Consider the following 18,338-nt stretch of genomic DNA (forward strand, 5'->3'; position numbering starts at 1 on the left):
GGCGGTGGCGCGAGTAGAGGTCGTTCACGGCTGCACCAGCCCTTCGTAGGCGTCGGGGCGGCGGTCGCGGTAGAAGGCCCACTGCTGCCGCACTTCCTCGATGAGGTCGAAGTCCAGGTCGCGGACCAGGAGTTCCTCGGTCTTGTCGTCGGCCGGCTCGCCCACGAACCGCCCGCGCGGATCGACGAAGTACGACGTTCCGTAGAAGTCGTTGTCGCCGTACTCCTCCTGTCCCACCCGGTTGATGGCGGCGACGAAGTACTCGTTGGCGACGGCCGCCGCGGGCTGCTCCAGCTGCCAGAGGTAGGCGGACAGGCCCCGGTGGGTGGCGGACGGGTTGTACACCAGCTGGGCGCCGTTCAGGCCGAGTTGCCGCCAGCCCTCCGGGAAGTGCCGGTCGTAGCAGATGTAGACGCCGACCTTGCCGACGGCGGTGTCGAAGACGGGCCAGCCCAGGTTGCCGGGCTTGAAGTAGTACTTCTCCCAGAAGCCCTTGACCTGCGGGATGTGGTGCTTGCGGTACTTGCCGAGGTAGGTCCCGTCGGCGTCGATCACGGCGGCGGTGTTGTAGTAGAAGCCGGACTGCTCGACCTCGAACACCGGGACCACGAGCACCATGCCGGTCTCGCGGGCCAGTTCCCGCATCCGGCGCACGGTCGGTCCGTCCGGCACCGGCTCGGCCCAGCGGTAGTGCTCCGGCTCCTGGACCTGGCAGAAGTAGGGGGCGTTGAAGACCTCCTGGAACCCGATGATCCTCGCGCCCCGGCGAGCCGCCTCGCGGGCGTGCTCCTCGTGTTTCGCCACCATGGACTCGGTGTCGCCGGTCCAGGTGGCCTGGACCAGAGCGGCGCGGACGACGTTGGCCATGAGCTGCTCCTTCGACACGACGTCAGAGCCTCTACGCCCGTAGAGCAGGGCGTAGAGGCACGAACGTAAGCCTCCGCGGGGCCCTTGCCAAGACCATCGTCGTCAACCCGCGGAGTCGATCACGTTTCACACTCCTGTGGGTGAGCGGATCCACCGGCCAGGGGCATGGATCGGGGCACATCGGGACACTGCCGGCGACTGCCGGTCACGGCGCGTGCCCGGCGACGCGCAGGGCGTGCACGAGGTCCCAGTGCCGCTCCTCGGAGACGCCGCGCGCGGCCTCCAGCAGGAGGGGCACGAGGTGCCGGGGGCCGGCGGCGGCGCACCGGGCGGCGTCCTGGGGCGGACGGGCCCGCACACAGGCGTCCAGCAGGGCTCGCGCCTCGCGGTGGCGGCCCTCTTCGTCCAGCCGCAGCACGGCCGCGCCGATCTGCTCCGCGGGCCGCGCCACGCCCTGCCACAGCATCCGCTGCGCGTCGGTGTCCCGGCCGGCCGCGGCGAGCGCGTCGGCGGCGGCGACCAGCCGCTCGGCGGGCAGGGCGGCGGACTCCCACAGCAGGGTGGCCCAGTCGGCGCCGAGCCCGGCGCGGTGCAGGGCGTCCGCGAGCGGCGGCAGCCGGCCGGCGGGCCACCCCACGAGCTCCACCAGCAGTGCGTGCGCCTCCCCGCTGCGCCCCTCGGTGCGCAGCCGCGCCAGCCGCCCGACCGCCCCGGCGACCTCGGCGGCGGCCGCTTCGTCCACCGCTTGGACAGTCCCGGCCGCCGCCTCGGCGGGCTCCGCGGCGCCCGCGAACCGGGCCCCTCGGGGCGTACGGCGCACGGCGGCGTCCGGCGCCAGGGGCGCGGGGGCCCGCGGCGCGGTGGCGGGGGCGGCGCCCTGGTCCGCGTCCAGCCCGGCGAACCGGGCACTGCCCCGACGGCGTCTGCGGGGTGCGGCGGGCGTGTCCGCAGGAGCGGGGGCCGGGGGCACCGCGCGGGCCGGGATCCGGGCGGGGGCCGGTGCCGTATCCCGGCCGGGGGACGAGGGCGCCGCCGTCCGGTCCAACTCGTCGATGCGTGCCCGCAGTTCGCCGCAGCGTGCGGTGGCGCGCCGGTGGTCGTCGCGCGCCCAGGCGAGGTCCGTGCGCAGCGAGTCGGTGTCCGTTCCGGGTGCGGGGGCGGACAGCAGGCGGGCCAGCCCGGCGTGGCGCTCCGCGGCGTACCGCTGCTCGCGGAGCATGACGTCGAGGCGGTCGGCCAGGTCCTCCCGGGCGCCGGGCCGGGCGTCGTGCGCGTCGAGCGCGGCGGCGTGCAGCGCGCGGGCCCGTTCCCGCTCGGCCGTCGCGGTGGCCCGGCCGTACATTCCGCCGAGGTCTTCCAGCAGGGCCTCCACCACGTCCCAGGGGGGTACCTCGCGCCCGTCCAGGCATGCCTGCATGCCTTCGGGGTCGCGTTGCCAGAAGACCCCGCACCAGCCCGCCCCCTGGTCGAGACGGGCCAGCAGGCCGTCCAGGTAGCTCGCGAACTCCCGCATGTGAGCGGGGAGTCGATCCGCCATCGTCCAGCTCCCGCCCGGCTGCCGGCAAGCACTCCGTCCGGTAGGCAACACCAGTTGTGTTACGGGCTTGCTACGGAGAGTTTTCCGGCAGGGCGCGGACGGCTGTCGGCCGGATCCCGCACGCCGTGCGGCCGGCGCCGCGCGGGCGCCTCAGACGACGGCCGGTGCGCACCGCGCCATCAGCTCGTCCATCGACAGCCCGAGCACGCCCGCCAGCGCGGCCACCGTGAAGAAGGCCGGCGTCGGCGCCCGTCCCGTCTCGATCTTGCGGAGCGTCTCGGCCGAGACGCCCGCCTCGGCGGCGACGTCGGCCATGCTGCGGTCACCGCGCGCCTCGCGCAGCAGCCGCCCGAGCCGTTCGCCGCGCTCGCGTTCTTCGGGGGTGAGAGGGGTGCGCACCATGCGCCCATTCTGCCCTCCGTCGATCCCCATTAAAATACCGGTATAGTAATTGGCATGGTGGAACTGAAGACGGACACGTCGATCGACGCGATGCACGCGGCGGGCCAGGTCGTGGGCCGCGCCCTGACGGCGGTACGGAAGGCGGCGCACGTCGGCGTCTCGCTGCTGGAGCTGGACGAGGTGGCCCGGGAGGTGCTGCGCGAGGCGGGCGCGTCCTCGCCCTTCCTCGGCTACCGCCCCTCCTTCGCGACGACCCCCTTCCCCGCGGTGATCTGCGCCTCGGTGAACGACGCGATCGTGCACGGCATCCCCACCGCGTACCGGCTCCGCGACGGCGACCTGCTCTCCGTCGACTGCGGCGCGGAGCTGGACGGCTGGGTCGGCGACTCGGCCGTCAGCTTCGTGGTGGGCCGCCCGCGCCCGGCGGACCTCCGGCTGATCGAGACCGCCGAGCGGGCCCTGGCGGCGGGTATCGAGGCGGCCGTGGCCGGGAACCGCGTCGGCGACATCGCGCACGCCGTCGGCCGGGTCTGCCGCACGGCGGGCTACGGCATCCCGCACGGCTTCGGCGGCCACGGCGTGGGCCGCCGCATGCACGAGGACCCCGACGTCCCCAACGAGGGCCGCCCCGGCCGGGGGCTGCCGTTGCGCCCGGGCATGGTCCTGGCCATCGAGCCCATGCTCATCGCGGGTGGCGGGGACACCTACTACGAGGCGAGCGACGGCTGGACCCTGCGCACGTCCGACGGCTCCCGGGCCGCGCACGCCGAGCACACCGTGGCGATCACGGACTCGGGCCCCCGGATCCTCACCGCCCGCGTGCCGGTCTGAAGTGGACGCGGATCGTCTCCGCCCGCGGTCCGGCTCAAGGGAGCGCGTCTTCACCGCCAGCGGTCCGGCGCAAGGGACGCGGATCCTCACCACACGCGGTCCGGATCAAAGGACGCGGGTCTCCACCGCACGCGTGCCGGCCTGAAAGGGCGCGGTCCTCACCGGGTGCGGTCCGGCCCGAGAGGACGCGGATCCTCACCGCGCGCGGTCCGGCCGAAAGGCCGTGGGGCCGCGCAGGCGTGCGGTCCCGCCACCGGGGGCAAGGGGCCACCGCGCGGACCCGCGGCCACCCGGCGGGCACGGGTGCCCGCCCCGCCGGGCGAACATGCCCGCCCCCTCGGATCGTGTCATCGTGGGCATGAGCAACCCACCCCCGGGTTACCCGGTCGCTCCGCATGTCGTCAGCGAAGGAACCCACGCCATGACCAACGGCTACCCTCCTGACCCCTTCGGTGAATTCATGGCCCGCTTCTTCGGCGGTCTGCCCGGCGGAGCGCAGGGGCCACGACACATCGACATCGGCCGTCTGCTCAGCCAGCCGGCCCGGGACCTGGTCAGAGGAGCCGCCCAGTACGCCGCCGAGCACGGCAGCCGGGACCTGGACACCCAGCACCTGCTGCGCGCGGCCGTGTCGACGGAGCCCACCCGGAGCCTGCTGAGCCGGGCGGGCACGGACCCGGACTCGCTCGCGACGGAGATCGACGACCGGGCCGGCCCCGTCCAGCACCCGCCGGGCGAGGCACCGCCGCCGACCTCGCTGTCGCTGACCCCGGCCGTCAAACGCGCCCTGCTGGACGCGCACGACCTGGCCCGGGCGAGCGGCGCCGGGTACATCGGCCCGGAGCACGTGCTGAGCGCGCTGGCCGCGAATCCGGACTCTGCGGCCGGGCACATCCTGCACGCGGCCCGGTTCTCGGCTGGCGGCCTGCCGTCCGAGGCACCGGAGACCACCCAGCCCCGCCCGGAGCGGCAGCGGCCCACCGGCACACCGACCCTGGACAAGTACGGCCGGGATCTGACCGAGATGGCCCGGGAGGGCCGGATCGACCCGGTCATCGGCCGGGACACGGAGATCGAGCAGACCATCGAGGTGCTGTCGCGGCGCGGCAAGAACAACCCGGTCCTCATCGGGGACGCGGGGGTCGGCAAGACGGCCGTCGTCGAGGGTCTCGCCCAGCGCATCGCCGACGGGGACGTCCCGGACGTCCTGGCGGGCCGCCGGGTCGTCGCCCTGGACCTCACCGGGGTCGTGGCCGGCACCCGCTACCGGGGTGACTTCGAGGAGCGGCTGAACAACATCGTCGAGGAGATCCGCGCCCACTCCGACCGGCTGATCGTGTTCATCGACGAGCTGCACACCGTCGTCGGCGCCGGTTCCGGCGGCGAGGGCGGCGCGATGGACGCCGGGAACATCCTCAAGCCCGCCCTCGCCCGGGGCGAGCTGCACATCGTGGGCGCGACCACGCTGGAGGAGTTCCGCCGGATCGAGAAGGACGCGGCGCTGGCCCGCCGCTTCCAGCCGATCCTGGTGCCGGAGCCGACGGTCGAGGACACGATCCAGATCCTGCGCGGGCTGCGCGACCGGTACGAGGCCCACCACCAGGTCCAGTACACCGACGAGGCGCTGGTCGCCGCCGTCGAGCTGTCGGACCGGTACCTCACCGACCGGCGGCTGCCGGACAAGGCGATCGACCTGATCGACCAGGCGGGCGCCCGGGTCCGGCTCGGGGCAGGGACGAAGGGCACCGACGTACGCGCGCTGGAGCGCTCGGTCGAGCAGCTGGTCCGGGACAAGGACCAGGCGGTCGCCGACGAGGACTACGAGCAGGCCAAGCAGTTGCGCGACCGGATCACGGAGCTGAAGCGGCAGATCGTGGAGGCCAGCAACGAGGACAAGGCCGACGAGGGACAGCTGGAGGTGACCGCGGAGGCCATCGCCGAGGTGGTGTCCCGGCAGACCGGCATCCCGGTCAGCCGGCTGACCGAGGAGGAGAAGGAACGGCTGCTCGGCCTGGAGGAGCACCTGCACCAGCGGGTGGTCGGCCAGGAGGAGGCCGTCGCCGTGGTGTCCGAGGCGGTACTGCGTTCCCGCGCCGGGCTCGCCAGCCCCCACCGGCCCATCGGCAGCTTCCTCTTCCTCGGCCCGACCGGCGTCGGCAAGACCGAGCTGGCCCGGGCCCTCGCGGAGGCGCTGTTCGGCAGCGAGGACCGTATGGTCCGCCTGGACATGAGCGAGTACCAGGAGCGGCACACCGTCTCCCGGCTGGTGGGCGCCCCGCCCGGATACGTCGGCCACGAGGAGGCCGGGCAGCTCACCGAGGTGGTGCGCAGGCACCCGTACTCGCTGCTCCTGCTGGACGAGGTGGAGAAGGCGCACCCGGACGTCTTCAACATCCTGCTCCAGGTCCTGGACGACGGCCGGCTGACCGACTCGCAGGGCCGCACGGTGGACTTCACCAACACGGTCATCGTGATGACCAGCAACCTGGGCTCCGAGGCGATCACCCGGCGCGGCGCCGGCATCGGGTTCGGTCCGGGCGGCGCGAACGCCGACGAGGAGGCGCGGCGCGAGCAGATCCTGCGGCCGCTGCGCGAGCACTTCCGGCCGGAGTTCCTCAACCGGATCGACGAGATCGTGGTCTTCCGGCAGCTGACGAGCGAGCAACTGCGGCAGATCACCGACCTGCTGCTGGAGAGCACCCGGCGGCTGCTGGACGGACAGGGCGTCGGCGTCACGTTCACGGATGCGGCCGTCGACTGGCTCGCCGAGCGCGGCTACCAGCCGGAGTACGGCGCCCGGCCGCTGCGCCGCACCATCCAGCGCGAGGTGGACAACCAGCTCTCCCGGCTGCTGCTGAACGGCACGATCTCCAAGGGCAGCCGGGTCACGGTGGACGTGCGGGACGGACGGCTGGACTTCCGTACGGAGGAAGCCCCACCGCCCGCACCGGAGTTGTGACACCGGACGCGCCCACCGGTGGGCGCGTCCCGCCCGGGGCCCACGACCTGCCCCGCCTTCCAGCCGACTCGGCCGGCTGGGAGGCCGTTTGGGAGGCCGGCTGGGAGGCGGCGGGGCCTGCGGCCGCTACGGCGCCGGGTCCACCACCATCGCCGAGCCGCCGCCGCGGCGCACCTTCTCGGCCGCGGCCAGCCACTTGCCGTCCGGCAGGCGCTGGACGCCGGTCGCCGCGCCGATCTCCGGGTTCGGTTTGAAGCTGTGCCCGATGGCCTCCAGCTGCTTGCGCACGCCGCTGTCGTACAGCCCCGGTTCCAGCTCGGTCTGGGCCGCGTTGCGCTGGCTGGCACGTGGGGCGGCGATGGCGTCGACCAGCGGCAGCCGCCGGTCGAGGAACCCGGTGAGGGTCTGGAGCACGGTGGTGATGATGGTCGCGCCGCCGGGCGAGCCGAGCGCCACCACGGGCTTGCCGTGCCGGTCCAGGACGATCGTCGGGGAGATCGAGGAGCGCGGGCGCTTGCCCGGGCCCGGCAGGTTCGGGTCGTGCACGGCCGGGTTGGCCGGGGCGAAGGAGAAGTCGGTCAGCTCGTTGTTGAGCAGGAAGCCCCGGCCCGGGACGGTGATGCCGCTGCCGCCGGTCTGCTCGATGGTGAGCGTGTAGGCGACGACGTTGCCCCACTTGTCGGCCACCGTCAGGTGGGTGGTGTTCTCGCCCTCGTAGGTCGTCGGGGCCGCCGTGCCGCCCTTGCCGCAGGCCGCCAGGTGGCGGGGGTCGCCGGGCGCGAGCGGGCTGGTGAGCACCGCGTCGTCCTTGATCAGGCAGGCGCGCGAGTCGGCGAACCGCTGCGACAGGAGCTGCTTCGTGGGCACGTCCTCGAAGGCCGGGTCGCCGACCCAGCGCCCGCGGTCGGCGAAGGCGATCCGGCTCGACTCGATGAAGTGGTGCAGGTACTGCACCTCGCTCGCCTTCGAGAGGTTCGTCTTCTCCAGGATGTTGAGCGCCTCGCCGACCGTGGTGCCGCCGGAGGAGGAGGGCGCGATGGAGTACACGTCCAGACCGCGGTACGAGGTCCTGGTGGGCGCCTGGAGCTTGGCGCGGTAGACCGCGAGGTCCTTCTCGGCCAGCTTGCCGGGACGGGCGTTCCAGCCGGAGGCGGGGTCCACCGGCGGGTGTTCGACGGTCTTGACGATGTCGTCGCCGATGTCCCCGCGGTAGATCGCGCCGACGCCCTGACGGCCCAGCTGCTCGTAGGTGCGCGCGAGTTCGGGGTTCTTCAGGGTGGAGCCGACGACGGGGAGCCGTCCGTTCGGCAGGAACAGCTTCGCGGTGTCCGGGAAGTAGCGGAACCGGGTCTCGTTGGACGCGGTCTGCGAGCGGAAGGTGTCGTCCACGGTGAAGCCGTCACGGGCGATCCTTTCGGCGGGCCCGAGCAGGGTGCCGAGCCGCCTGCTGCCCCACCGGTCGAGCGCCGTCTGCCAGGTGGCGGGCGTGCCCGGGGTGCCGACGCTCAGCCCGCTGCTGACGGCGTCGGCGAAGGCGAGCGGCTTGCCGTTCTCCGTGAACAGGTCGGAGTCGGCGCTGAGCGGTGCGGTCTCGCGGCCGTCGATGGTGTGCACCGTACGCGACTTGGCGTCGTAGTAGACGAAGTAGCCGCCCCCGCCGATGCCGGCGGAGTAGGGCTCGGTCACGCCGAGCGCGGCGGCGGTGGCGACGGCCGCGTCGACCGCGTTGCCGCCGTGCTCGAGCACCTCTATGCCTGCTGCGGAGGCGTCCGCGTCGACGCTGGCCACGGCGCCGCCGTAGCCGACGGCCACGGGCACCTTGCGGACCGTCTCGCTCGTCGTCGCGGCGGGTGGCGCCGCCGCCCCCACCGACACCACGGCGGCCGAGACCGCCAGAACCGCCAGTTTCCGCGTACCTGGACGACCCATGCGTACCTCCCGTCGGGACAGTCCGCGCAGCGTAACCAGATCGGTGCAGTACCGACAGTACGCCTCCGGGGGCTGCCACACGAACGTCACACATCGAACACCGGTACGTAGGAGGTCACCGGGGACCGCTACCATGCGCGGCCATGAACGACGACGTGCGCAACATCGTCCTGGGCGTCATCGCGGCCGGCATCAGTGCCGCGCTCGGCTGGCTGGCCCGCACCTCCCTGTGGCAGCGCAGGCTGCGGCGCAGACGGGAGTTCTTCGGGCTGCCGGAGAACTCGGAGTGCCTGCTCGTCGTCAACCGCGACCCGTCCACCGCGGAGCCGGCCGTCCATCGCTTCGACGTCTTCTCACTCCTGGAACTCTCCGCGCTGATCAAGGACTGCGGCGCGAACGTCGAGGTGGTCACCCAGGACTCGGTCCGGCAGGGATTCGGGGAGCGGACCGAATTCTGTGTGGGCGGACCGGCGTCCAACCGGCGCATGCTCGCCCACATGGCGGCGATGCTCCCCGGCGTCCAGGTGAACGTCGACGCCGAGCCCGGCCCGGACCGGGGCGCCTTCCAGATCGGCGGCGAGCGGTACCGGATGGAGCCGGGCGTCACCGAGTACGTCCTGCTCGTGCGTCTCAGCGCGAGCCGGCAGACCCGGCCGGTGTTCCTCTTCTGCGGCCAGCGGGCCATCACCAACCAGGCCGCGACCCGTTATCTCGCCCGCCACCATGAGCGGCTCCACCGCAAGTACGGCACCGGTCCGTTCGTCCTGCTGCTGAAGGTCCTCAACTCGCAGGCGTACGGCCCGGATGTGGTCGAACTGGTGGCGGACATGACGCGGACGGCGCTGCGGCCCCTCCCCCGGACGGATACCGCCGACGCGGTCGCTCAGTGATTCAACAATCTTTACTGGTACGTAACTTACCGACGGGTTACTTGCGGTAAGGCATCAAGGTTACCGTCGGGTCACTTTGCCACTGAGCCAAGTGAAGGAGTGACCCCCATGGGACACGGTCGCACCACCGCGCGTACCGCCGCCGCGGGAGCCGTCTCGGCGGCGCTGATCGCCGGCACCGTCGTCGGTCTGGCCCCGGCCGCGCAGGCCTCCCCGTCCGTCCGTTTCGCCGACATCACCGGCGACGGCGGCACCGTACTGAAGGCGAACGTCGTCACGCCCGCCGGCGCGGACGACTCGCACCGCTACCCGCTCATCGTGCTGCCCACGAGCTGGGCGCTGCCGCAGGTGGAGTACCTCGCGCAGGCACAGAAGCTCGCCGACTCCGGCTATGTGGTGCTCACCTACAACGTCCGCGGATTCTGGCAGTCCGGCGGACAGATAGAAGTGGCCGGTCCGCCCGACACAGCGGACGCCTCCAAGGTCATCGACTGGGCCCTCGCGCACACCCCGGCCGACCCCGAGCACATCGGCATGGCGGGCGTGTCGTACGGCGCCGGGATCAGCCTGCTGGCCGCCGCCCACGACAAGCGCGTCAAGGCGGTGGCCGCGCTCAGCGGTTGGGCCGACCTGATCGACTCGATCTACTCGGGCCGCACCCAGCACCTCCAGGCGGCGGCCGTGCTGGACGGCGCGGCCACCCTCACCGGCCGCGAGAGCCCCGAACTGCGCGAGATCTTCGACAACCTGTACGCGTCCGACCTGGACACGGAACAGCAGATGATCGACTGGGGGAGGAAACGCTCCGCCGCGACCTATGTCGACCAGCTGAACAAGAACGGCGCCGCTGTCATGCTGGCCAACGCCTGGGGCGACACGGTCTTCCCGGCCAACCAGTACGCCTCCTTCTACGAGAAGCTGACCGTCCCCAAGCGGCTCCAACTGCGCCCCGGGGACCACGCGACCCCGGAGCTGACCGGCCTGTTCGGGCTGCCCAACGACGTGTGGACGGACACCGGGCGCTGGTTCGACCACTACCTCAAGGGTGCCGACAACGGCGTCGACCGCGAGCAGCCGGTCCGGCTTAAGTCCCGTAGCGCGGGGGGATACGAGGGCTACCCGGACTGGAAGTCGGTCACCGCCACCCGGAAGAAGATGGCGCTCGCCGGCTCGACCACCATCCACGCGAACGTCGACTCCGGCGCCGACGGCGGGATCGTCTTCCTCTCCAGCATCCTGGACCAGGTCGCCCAGCTGCCGCCGATGGCCTCGATGCCGCTGCTGCCGCGCCGCTGGGCGGCCGTGTGGCAGTCGGAGCGGTCCGGCAGCACCCAGCGGGTGCGCGGCACGGCCCGCCTGCACACCAACCTCACCCCGACCGAGGAGAGCGGCACCCTCGTCGCCTACCTGTACGACGTGGGCCCGCTCGGCATCGGCAAGCTGGTCACCCACGCGCCCTACACCTGGCACGGGCGGACGCCCGGCGAACCGTTCGACGTGGACCTCGACCTGTTCTCCACGGCCTACGACGTGCCCGCCGGACACCGCCTCGCGCTGGTGGTCGACACCGTCGACCCGCTCTACGCCGAGCACAACCCGTCCGGCGCGCAGCTGACCTTCTCCTCGCCCGCGGACGACCCGTCGTACGTGTCCGTCCCTCTCGGCGAGCAGTGATCTCCGGCTGCCGCCGGACGAGCCTGGCCCGTGTGACTGCCGCCCCCCTTACGGTTTCGGGGCCATGGGAGGCTCCCCGCCCGGCAGCAGCGCCCCAGGGCCGGCCGTGGCGACCGCCACGGCCTCGGTCTTGGGGCTGCGCTGCTCACGGCGGGACACCCAGCCGGCGAACCACGAGAGCAGCATGCACATCCCGATGTAGATCGGCGAGATCACCATCACCACAGGGATGAACGGCAAATCGTAGTCGAGGTTGGAGGCGATGAGTTTCCCGGCATGGAGGAACTCCTCGTAGGTGATGAGAAAGCCGAGGGAGGTGTCCTTCAGGGCGACCACCAGCTGGCTGATGATGGCCGGCAGCATGGCGCGTACCGCCTGCGGGACCAGGACGTACGTCATGACCTGCGTCTTGCGCATGCCGAGCGCGAACGCGGCCTCCCGCTGGCCGCGTTCGACGGCGTGCACGCCCGAGCGGAAGACCTCGGCGAGCACCGAGCCGTTGTAGAGGGTGAGTCCGGCGACCAGCGCGGGCAGCGGCTGCACCTTCAGCGCCACGAAGATGAAGAAGATCATCACGAGGACGGGCATGGCGCGGAAGAACTCCACGACGAGCGTGGCGAGCAGGCGTACCGGCCGGTGGTCCGACAGCCGGCCGGCGGCCAGCATCCCGCCGAGGGCGAGGGAGAGGACGGCCGCGAGCGCGAACGCCTTGAGGGTGTTGCCGAGCCCGCGCAGCAGCAGTTCCTGGATGCCCTGGTACTCGAACGGCATCCACTTGGTGTAGGTGAACTGGGCGGTGTCGAAGAGGAGATAGAGGATCCAGGCGACGAGCGCGAGGATGACGACGGCCGACACCGCCCCGTAGAGGGCGTGCCGCCGGCGGGTGCGCGGGCCCGGGACGTCGTAGAGCGCAGTGGCCTCGGTCATCGGGCCACTCCGAACTTCTGCTCCAGCACGTGGAACAGGGCGCTGATGGCGAGCGTGATGGCCAGGTAGCCGACGGCGATCCAGACGAAGGTCCAGACGACGTTGTAGCCGAGTTCGCCCAGTGTCTTGTACGTGCCGAGCAGTTCGGTGACGCTGAACGCCCCGGCGATGGCGGAGTTCTTGGCGAGGGCGATGAGGGTGGAGCCGACGGGCGGGATCACGGACCGGAACGCCTGCGGCAGCACGACCAGCGACAGGGTCTGCCCGAAGGTCATCCCGAGGCTGCGGGCCGCCTCGCCCTGCCCCGTGGGCACGGTGTTGATGCCGGAGCGCAGTGCCTCGCAGATGAAGGCCGAGGTGTAGCAGCCGAGCGCGAGGACCGCGAACACCTCGAAGGGCAGGACGAGTCCGAACCGGGGCAGTCCGAGCAGCACCGCGAAGAACAGCAGGGTCAGCGGGGTGTTGCGCAGCACGGTGACCCACACGGTGCCGAAGATCCGCAGGGAGCCCACGGGTGCGACCCGGAAGGACGCCATCACGAATCCCAGGGCGAGGGCCAGCAGGGAGGAGTACACGGTGAGTTCGAGAGTGCCGAGGAAGCCTTCGACGTAGGTCGAGAGGTTGTCTGTCAGTACCTTCATGCCGTCCTCGCTCAGCTCGCGGGGTAGCGGTCGATGGCGGGCGGGTTCGGGGCGGGCACGCCCGAGAGGCCGAGCGTGGCGTCGTAGGCCTTCTTCCAGTCGCCGTTCTTCTCGCGGGCCCGGAGCGCGTCGTCGAGGGCGAAGCGCAGGGCGTTGTCGCCGCGCGGGACGCCGATGCCGTAGGGCTCCTCGGAGAAGGGCTTGCCGGCGACCTTGAGTTCGCCGGGGGCCTTGGCCGCGTAGCCGATGAGGATGGCGTCGTCGGTGGTCACGGCGTCGACCTGGTAGGTGAGGAGGTTGTCGACGCAGATCGAGTAGGTGTCGTAGGCGACCAGGGCCGCCTTCGGGTAGTCGGCCTTGATGCGCTGGTAGGGCGTCGAACCGGCCGCCGAGCAGACGCGTTTGCCGGCGAGGTCCCGCGGGCCGTGGATGTCGTTCTCGTCCTTGCGTACGAGGAGCGACTGGCCGGCCAGGTAGTAGGGGCCGGCGAAGCCGACGAGCTTCTTGCGGTTGTCGTTGATGGTGTAGGTGCCGACGTAGTAGTCGATCTGGCCGTTCTGGAGGGCGGTTTCGCGGTTGGCGGAGGCGATCGTGCGGAAGCGGATCTTCTCGGGCGGGAGGCCGAGGGAGGCGGACATCATCCTGGCGATCTCGATGTCGAAGCCGGAGTAGGTGCCGGTGGCCGGGTCCTTCTCGCCGAGGTAGGGCTGGTCCTCCTTGGCGCCGACGACGAAGTGGCCGCGCTTCTTCGCCCGGGTCCAGGCCGGGGATCCGGGCAGGGTGAAGTCCCGGACCGCCCGGTAGTGCGGGAGTCTCTCGGCCGCGGGACCCTTGCCCGGCGGGCTGCCCTCCTTGCCGCAGGCGGCGGTCGGCAGGGTGAGCAGCACGCACAGGACGCGGAACACACGTGCGGTACGGAACACGGGTCGCACTCCCCCGGGGTCAGTGCTTGAGGATCTTGGAGAGGAAGTCCTTGGCGCGGACGCTGCTCGGGTTCGTGAAGAACGCGTCCGGGCTGCGGTCCTCGACGATCCGGCCGTCGGCCATGAAGACGACGCGGTTGGCGGAGGCGCGGGCGAAGCCCATCTCGTGGGTGACGACGATCATGGTCATGCCGTCCCGGGCGAGCTGCCGCATGACCTCCAGCACCTCGTTGATCATCTCGGGGTCGAGGGCGGAGGTGGGCTCGTCGAAGAGCATCACCTTGGGTTCCATGGCGAGCGCGCGGGCGATGGCGACGCGCTGCTGCTGTCCGCCGGAGAGCTGGGCCGGGTACTTGGCGGCCTGGTTCAGCAGGCCGACGCGGTCGAGGAGTTCGCGGGAGCGGCGGTCCGCCTCGTCCTTCCTGCGCCTGCGGACCTTGACCTGGGCGAGGGAGACGTTCTCGAGGACCGTCCTGTGGGCGAAGAGGTTGAAGGACTGGAAGACCATGCCGACCTCGGCGCGGAGCCGGGCGAGGGCCCTGCCCTCCGCGGGCAGCGGCTGCCCGTCCAGCGTGATGGTGCCGGACTGGATGGTCTCCAGCCGGTTGATCGTCCTGCACAACGTCGACTTGCCCGAACCCGAGGGGCCGATGACCACGACCACCTCCCCCTTGCCGACGGTGAGATCGATGTCCCGCAGGACATGCAGCTCCCCGTAGTACTTGTTGACGTTGCGCAGTTCGATCAACGGATCGACGGCCATCCGCAGCCCTACTCACTTCCTGCTGTGTCGTGGTTGCCGCAACCTATCCAGGCGCCTGCGGGGTCGAGAGACGACACGCACTTTTCGGGCATTAGCCGTATTTACGTCAGTTGGGTGAGCCGGGGGCCCGACGGGTCAGGCCTCGGCGATCTCGGCGTACCACTGGGACAGCTCGGGGACGCCGTTCACGGCCCACTCCTGCCCGGCCGGCACCACCTCGACCGCACGGCCGGAGGCGAGCCGTACGACGGGTTCGCCGTCGGACCGGATCTGCCAGGCGGCGCCGGGCACGGTGCGCACCACGACCGTGCCCAGGTACAGCCCGGCGTCATGGCCCAGCCAGGGCAGGATCTCGGGGTCGTCCCGCCAGCGCGGCACCATCTGGTCCAGGGCCTCCAGGGAGGCCGGTGTGTCGTCCAGGCGGACACCCGCCCGAGCCGCGTGCGAGCGCAGCAGCTCGCACTCGGACAGCAGCTCGGCGACGGCCTCTGCGTCGGCGGGGAACTCCCCCACACGCGAACGCGCTCGCGCGGGGGCACCTCCATCGCCGCTCTTCTTCTCGTGCCGGGGGCCCAGGAACGGAAGGTGCATGGACCCAGCGTGGCATCACACGTCCAGGTCGACCACCACCGGCGCGTGGTCGGAGGCACCCTTGCCCTTGCGCTCCTCGCGGTCGACGTAGGCGTCCCCGACGGCCTTGGCGAACGGCGCGTTGCCGTACACCAGGTCGATGCGCATGCCGCGGTTCTTCGGGAAGCAGAGCTGGCGGTAGTCCCAGTACGTGAACGGGCGGTCGTACTTCAGCGGGCGCGGCACGACGTCGCTCAGGCCCGCCTCGCGCAGGGAGGCGAGGGCGGCGCGCTCGGCGGGGGTGACGTGGGTGGAGCCCTCGAAGGCGGCCGGGTCGAAGACGTCGTCGTCCGTCGGCGCCACGTTGTAGTCGCCCAGCACGGCGAACGGGCGGCTGCCCTGGGCGTCGCCGGACACGGCCGCCTTCAGGGCCTCGAACCACTGGAGCTTGTACGCGTAGTGCGGGTGGCCGACCTCGCGGCCGTTCGGCACGTACACCGACCAGACGCGGACCGGGCCGCAGGTCGCCGAGATGGCGCGCGGCTCGGTCACGCCGTCGTACCCGGGGTCGCCGGGCAGGCCCTTGACCACGTCCTCGAGGCCGACGCGGGAGAGCACCGCCACGCCGTTCCACCGGCCGGTCGCGTGGACCGCGGCCTCGTATCCCCGTTCGCGCAGCTGGTCGAACGGGAACTGCTCCTCGGCCAGCTTGGCCTCCTGGAGGCAGAGCACGTCGGTGCCGCTGCTCTCCAGCCAGGCCAGCAGCCGCGGAAGGCGGGCGGTGATCGAGTTCACGTTCCAGGTGGCGATGCGCATGTCCCACAACCTACCCGGCAGGTGTGACAACGCCTGCCCGCGCACTCAGACCTCCGCGGACGCCCCGGGCGCGAGCCGCTGGTGATCGGTGCCGCCCAGGGCGCCGATCTGCCGGTCGTAGATCGGCCGGGCCAGGTCGGTGAGCAGGGCGTCGTGGACGTCGTAGGCGCGCCGCGGGCCGACCTCGCGGACGTAGTCGATGACCTCGGAGATCTTGTTCCAGGGGGCCATCACCGGGAGCATCAGGGTCTCCACCGGGTGGTCCGGGACGGTGAGGGCGTCACCGGGGTGGAAGACCTTCCCGCCGTCGATCAGATAGCCGACGTTGGTGATGCGCGGGATGTCCGGGTGGATGACCGCGTGCAGCTCGCCGTGGACCTGCACGTCGAAGCCGGCGGCGGTGAAGGTGTCGCCGTGGCCGACGGTGTGCACGCGGCCCGGGAAGGCCGCCGTGATCTTGTCGGCGACGGCCTTCAGCGTCCAGATCGCGGCGGCCGGGTTCGCCTCCAGGGCGGCCCGCAGCCGCCCCTCGTCGAAGTGGTCCGGGTGCTCGTGCGTGACCAGGATCGCGTCCGCGCCGACCGCCGCGTCCTCCTCGGAGAACCCGCCGGGGTCGATGACGAGCGTCCGCCCCTCCTTGGCGAGGCGGACACAGGCGTGGGACTTCTTGGTGAGCTTCATGTCTCCCCATCCTGCCGCGTACGGCCGCCCCGCGAGGGTGCTACTCGGCGGGCGTGGTCTCCTCCCGGATGACCTGCTGGGCCACCCGGAACGCGCTGTTCGCGGCCGGCACCCCGCAGTAGACCGCCGCCTGGAGCAGCACCTCCCTGATCTCGCCCGGGGTCAGCCCGTTGCGCAGGGCGGCCCGGGTGTGCGAGGCCAGTTCCTCCAGGTGCCCGCCCGCGGTCAGCGCGGTGAGCGTGATGCAGCTGCGGGTACGGCGGTCCAGGCCGGGCCGGTCCCAGATCTCGCCCCAGGCATAGCGGGTGACGAGTTCCTGGAAGTCCGCGGAGAACTCGTCGGCCTGCGCCAGGACCCGGTCCACGTGCGCGTCGCCGAGCACCTCGCGGCGGATCTTCAGCCCGGTGTCGTACCGGTCGGGCCGGCCGGCGGGCTGCACGGCCACCGCCGCCGGGGCGATCTCGGCGACCGGCGCGGGCTGCGGCGGCGCGGCAGGCACCGGGGCCGGGGCGGCCAGGGCGGCGGGCAGGGCGGTCTGCCCGGTGTCGAAGGGCTGCTGCCAGGCCGTGGAGAAGTGGTGGACGAGCAGGTCGGTGACGGCGGCGGGCTGCTCGACCGGCACCAGGTGGGAGGCGCCGGGAACGACCGCGAGCCGGGCATCCGGGATGCCGGCGACCAGGGTGCGGGCCTCGGCGGGGCCGGTGACCTGGTCGTCGGAGCCGACCAGCACCATGGTCGGCACCCCGACCCGGCCCAGCTCGGCCCGTACGTCGAAGGCGGCGAGGGCCTCGCAGGCGGCGATGTAGCAGCCCGGGTCGGTGGTGCGGACCATCTGCACGGCCCACTCGGTGATCGCGGGCTGCGCGGCGGCGAACCCGCCGGTGAACCAGCGGTCCGGCGCGGTCCGGGCGATCGGGTCGAGCCCGTTCGTGCGGACGACCACCCCGCGCTGCCGGAACTCGTCGGCGGTCCCGAACCGGGGCGAGGCCGCGACGAGCACGAGCGAGGCGAGCCGCTCGGGGTGGCGCAATGCCAGCTCGATGCCGACGGCGCCGCCCAGCGCACAGCCGGCGTAGCCGAAGCGCTGGACGCCGAGCGCGTCCAGCGTGGCCAGCAGCCGGCCCGTCAGCTCGGCGACGGAGCCGGCCGGGTACGCGGGGGCACCGCCGTGGCCGGGCAGGTCGAACCGGAAGACCCGCCACTGCTTCGTCAGTTCCGGTACCTGGCGGTCCCACATGTGCCATGTGGTACCCAGTGAGGGACCCAGGATCAGGACCGGAGCGTCTTCAGGCCCGTCAAAGCGGTATTGCAGGGTGTTCGGGGGTGTCTCACTCACGCCCCAGACCCTCTCATGTCTCACGAAATCTCACACGGCCGGGGGAACCCGGCGGCTCTTGACCCTCGCGGCGCGACACCGCCGACACTGCCGGAACCCTCGGGGATCCAGATATGGGTGCTCCGGCGTGTACGCGTGGCCGTTGGGACAGTGCGTCCTCCTGGCTCGCGCGCCCTCCCAGTCCCTGCGCCGCAGAGCTTCCCTCTTCGGCACCACACGGTGGACAAGCTGTCTTCTTGGTGGTCTTGACGTTCGTGTGTCCGGCCCACCGGGCAAGGATGTGATCCGGCACGCCGTTGTCGGCGAGGTACGTGAGGCAGGAAGAGCGAGCGTCGTAGAGGCGCACTCTGCGGAGTTCGAGGATCTCGATGCTCGATTCCGCGACGAAGCGCAGTCGCACGCCCGGAGCCTGTCCCCGCACGGCCGAGAGCAGTGTGGGGCCGCTCAAGGCGACCAGGGAATCGTGCCGGCGGAGTGTGAAAGTCCGCTCCAGTGCTGCCAGATCGAGTTCACGGCTCGGTGCCAGCACCCCGTGGACCTATGCAGAAGCAAGCAGCGCGTCGAGCGCGGCGAGCGGGTTCAAATCCAATTG

At 71.9% G+C, this 18,338-nt stretch carries 16 protein-coding genes and 1 pseudogene; 4 read left to right on the forward strand and 13 right to left on the reverse strand.

Translation table 11 applies throughout. The features are described 5' to 3' along the window. Positions 1-24: 24 nt before the first annotated feature. The 3 genes from JK361_RS02250 to JK361_RS02260 all read right to left on the reverse strand — a co-directional run bounded on the left by JK361_RS02250 (position 25) and on the right by JK361_RS02260 (position 2,806). Positions 25-867 carry a nitrilase-related carbon-nitrogen hydrolase gene (locus JK361_RS02250; protein ID WP_201813882.1) on the reverse strand — a complete coding sequence of 281 codons (843 nt, stop codon included), beginning with the start codon at positions 865-867 and terminating at the stop codon, positions 25-27. 205 nt (positions 868-1,072) lie between these two features. Then, on the reverse strand, positions 1,073-2,404 hold the full coding sequence (locus JK361_RS02255) for a hypothetical protein (protein ID WP_201813883.1): 1,332 nt from the start codon (positions 2,402-2,404) through the stop codon (positions 1,073-1,075). A 150-nt stretch (positions 2,405-2,554) separates the two neighbouring features. After that, a complete protein-coding gene (locus JK361_RS02260) occupies positions 2,555-2,806 on the reverse strand; it encodes a helix-turn-helix domain-containing protein (RefSeq protein ID WP_184969576.1) in 252 nt (83 codons plus the stop codon). 54 nt (positions 2,807-2,860) lie between these two features. On the opposite strand from JK361_RS02260, the gene map reads away from it, so the two are divergent. Next, positions 2,861-3,637 carry a type I methionyl aminopeptidase gene (gene map, locus JK361_RS02265; protein WP_201813884.1) on the forward strand — a complete coding sequence of 259 codons (777 nt, stop codon included), beginning with the start codon at positions 2,861-2,863 and terminating at the stop codon, positions 3,635-3,637. A 421-nt stretch (positions 3,638-4,058) separates the two neighbouring features. Then, positions 4,059-6,596 carry an ATP-dependent Clp protease ATP-binding subunit gene (locus tag JK361_RS02270; protein WP_201813885.1) on the forward strand — a complete coding sequence of 846 codons (2,538 nt, stop codon included), beginning with the start codon at positions 4,059-4,061 and terminating at the stop codon, positions 6,594-6,596. Positions 6,597-6,722: 126 nt separating this feature from the next. On the opposite strand, the gene ggt is transcribed toward JK361_RS02270, so the two are convergent. After that, on the reverse strand, positions 6,723-8,525 hold the full coding sequence (ggt, locus tag JK361_RS02275) for a gamma-glutamyltransferase (protein WP_201813886.1): 1,803 nt from the start codon (positions 8,523-8,525) through the stop codon (positions 6,723-6,725). Positions 8,526-8,668: 143 nt separating this feature from the next. On the opposite strand from ggt, the gene JK361_RS02280 reads away from it, so the two are divergent. Continuing rightward, entirely contained in the window at positions 8,669-9,415 is a 747-nt protein-coding gene (locus tag JK361_RS02280) for a hypothetical protein (protein ID WP_201813887.1), read from the forward strand. 108 nt (positions 9,416-9,523) lie between these two features. Continuing rightward, complete coding sequence (locus JK361_RS02285) at positions 9,524-11,089, forward strand: alpha/beta fold hydrolase (protein WP_201813888.1); 1,566 nt, start codon at positions 9,524-9,526, stop codon at positions 11,087-11,089. 48 nt (positions 11,090-11,137) lie between these two features. On the opposite strand, the gene JK361_RS02290 is transcribed toward JK361_RS02285, so the two are convergent. The 9 genes and pseudogenes from JK361_RS02290 to JK361_RS40945 form a co-directional block, all read right to left on the reverse strand. Next, a complete protein-coding gene (locus JK361_RS02290) occupies positions 11,138-12,016 on the reverse strand; it encodes an amino acid ABC transporter permease (protein ID WP_201813889.1) in 879 nt (292 codons plus the stop codon). After that, the gene (locus JK361_RS02295) at positions 12,013-12,657 is read right to left on the reverse strand and encodes an amino acid ABC transporter permease (protein WP_201813890.1); all 645 of its coding nucleotides are present in this window, start codon (positions 12,655-12,657) and stop codon (positions 12,013-12,015) included. The genes JK361_RS02290 and JK361_RS02295 overlap by 4 nt, the downstream gene beginning before the upstream one ends. An 11-nt stretch (positions 12,658-12,668) precedes the next feature. Further along, positions 12,669-13,580 (reverse strand): glutamate ABC transporter substrate-binding protein, encoded by a 912-nt coding sequence (locus JK361_RS02300; protein ID WP_201813891.1) that lies wholly within the window; start codon positions 13,578-13,580, stop codon positions 12,669-12,671. A 19-nt stretch (positions 13,581-13,599) separates the two neighbouring features. Further along, a complete protein-coding gene (locus JK361_RS02305) occupies positions 13,600-14,343 on the reverse strand; it encodes an amino acid ABC transporter ATP-binding protein (RefSeq protein WP_201813892.1) in 744 nt (247 codons plus the stop codon). 135 nt (positions 14,344-14,478) lie between these two features. Then, positions 14,479-14,934: a DUF6278 family protein gene (locus JK361_RS02310; RefSeq protein ID WP_201813893.1), complete on the reverse strand. Its 456-nt coding sequence runs from the start codon at positions 14,932-14,934 to the stop codon at positions 14,479-14,481. Positions 14,935-14,949: 15 nt separating this feature from the next. Continuing rightward, positions 14,950-15,729: an exodeoxyribonuclease III gene (locus JK361_RS02315; RefSeq protein WP_201813894.1), complete on the reverse strand. Its 780-nt coding sequence runs from the start codon at positions 15,727-15,729 to the stop codon at positions 14,950-14,952. A gap of 45 nt (positions 15,730-15,774) precedes the next feature. After that, a complete protein-coding gene (locus JK361_RS02320) occupies positions 15,775-16,410 on the reverse strand; it encodes an MBL fold metallo-hydrolase (RefSeq protein ID WP_201813895.1) in 636 nt (211 codons plus the stop codon). A 40-nt stretch (positions 16,411-16,450) separates the two neighbouring features. Further along, positions 16,451-17,746, reverse strand: coding sequence for a bifunctional 3-oxoadipate enol-lactonase/4-carboxymuconolactone decarboxylase PcaDC (pcaDC, locus tag JK361_RS02325; RefSeq protein ID WP_201813896.1), 1,296 nt, complete (start codon positions 17,744-17,746; stop codon positions 16,451-16,453). A gap of 346 nt (positions 17,747-18,092) precedes the next feature. After that, a pseudogene (locus JK361_RS40945) lies at positions 18,093-18,284 on the reverse strand (LysR family transcriptional regulator); the annotation flags it as partial. Positions 18,285-18,338 lie beyond the last annotated feature (54 nt).

Source organism: Streptomyces musisoli, assembly GCF_016741855.1.
GTDB classification, from domain to species: Bacteria; Actinomycetota; Actinomycetes; order Streptomycetales; family Streptomycetaceae; genus Streptomyces; species Streptomyces musisoli.

Bases quoted from the DNA above. Each gene is read 5' to 3' on its own strand.
- JK361_RS02250 (WP_201813882.1), bottom strand. From the start codon at position 867: ATGGCCAACGTCGTCCGCGCCGCTCTGGTCCAGGCCACCTGGACCGGC.
- JK361_RS02255 (WP_201813883.1), bottom strand. From the start codon at position 2,404: ATGGCGGATCGACTCCCCGCTCACATGCGGGAGTTCGCGAGCTACCTG.
- JK361_RS02260 (WP_184969576.1), bottom strand. From the start codon at position 2,806: ATGGTGCGCACCCCTCTCACCCCCGAAGAACGCGAGCGCGGCGAACGG.
- map (WP_201813884.1), top strand. From the start codon at position 2,861: ATGGTGGAACTGAAGACGGACACGTCGATCGACGCGATGCACGCGGCG.
- JK361_RS02270 (WP_201813885.1), top strand. From the start codon at position 4,059: ATGACCAACGGCTACCCTCCTGACCCCTTCGGTGAATTCATGGCCCGC.
- ggt (WP_201813886.1), bottom strand. From the start codon at position 8,525: ATGGGTCGTCCAGGTACGCGGAAACTGGCGGTTCTGGCGGTCTCGGCC.
- JK361_RS02280 (WP_201813887.1), top strand. From the start codon at position 8,669: ATGAACGACGACGTGCGCAACATCGTCCTGGGCGTCATCGCGGCCGGC.
- JK361_RS02285 (WP_201813888.1), top strand. From the start codon at position 9,524: ATGGGACACGGTCGCACCACCGCGCGTACCGCCGCCGCGGGAGCCGTC.
- JK361_RS02290 (WP_201813889.1), bottom strand. From the start codon at position 12,016: ATGACCGAGGCCACTGCGCTCTACGACGTCCCGGGCCCGCGCACCCGC.
- JK361_RS02295 (WP_201813890.1), bottom strand. From the start codon at position 12,657: ATGAAGGTACTGACAGACAACCTCTCGACCTACGTCGAAGGCTTCCTC.
- JK361_RS02305 (WP_201813892.1), bottom strand. From the start codon at position 14,343: ATGGCCGTCGATCCGTTGATCGAACTGCGCAACGTCAACAAGTACTAC.
- JK361_RS02310 (WP_201813893.1), bottom strand. From the start codon at position 14,934: ATGCACCTTCCGTTCCTGGGCCCCCGGCACGAGAAGAAGAGCGGCGAT.
- JK361_RS02315 (WP_201813894.1), bottom strand. From the start codon at position 15,729: ATGCGCATCGCCACCTGGAACGTGAACTCGATCACCGCCCGCCTTCCG.
- JK361_RS02320 (WP_201813895.1), bottom strand. From the start codon at position 16,410: ATGAAGCTCACCAAGAAGTCCCACGCCTGTGTCCGCCTCGCCAAGGAG.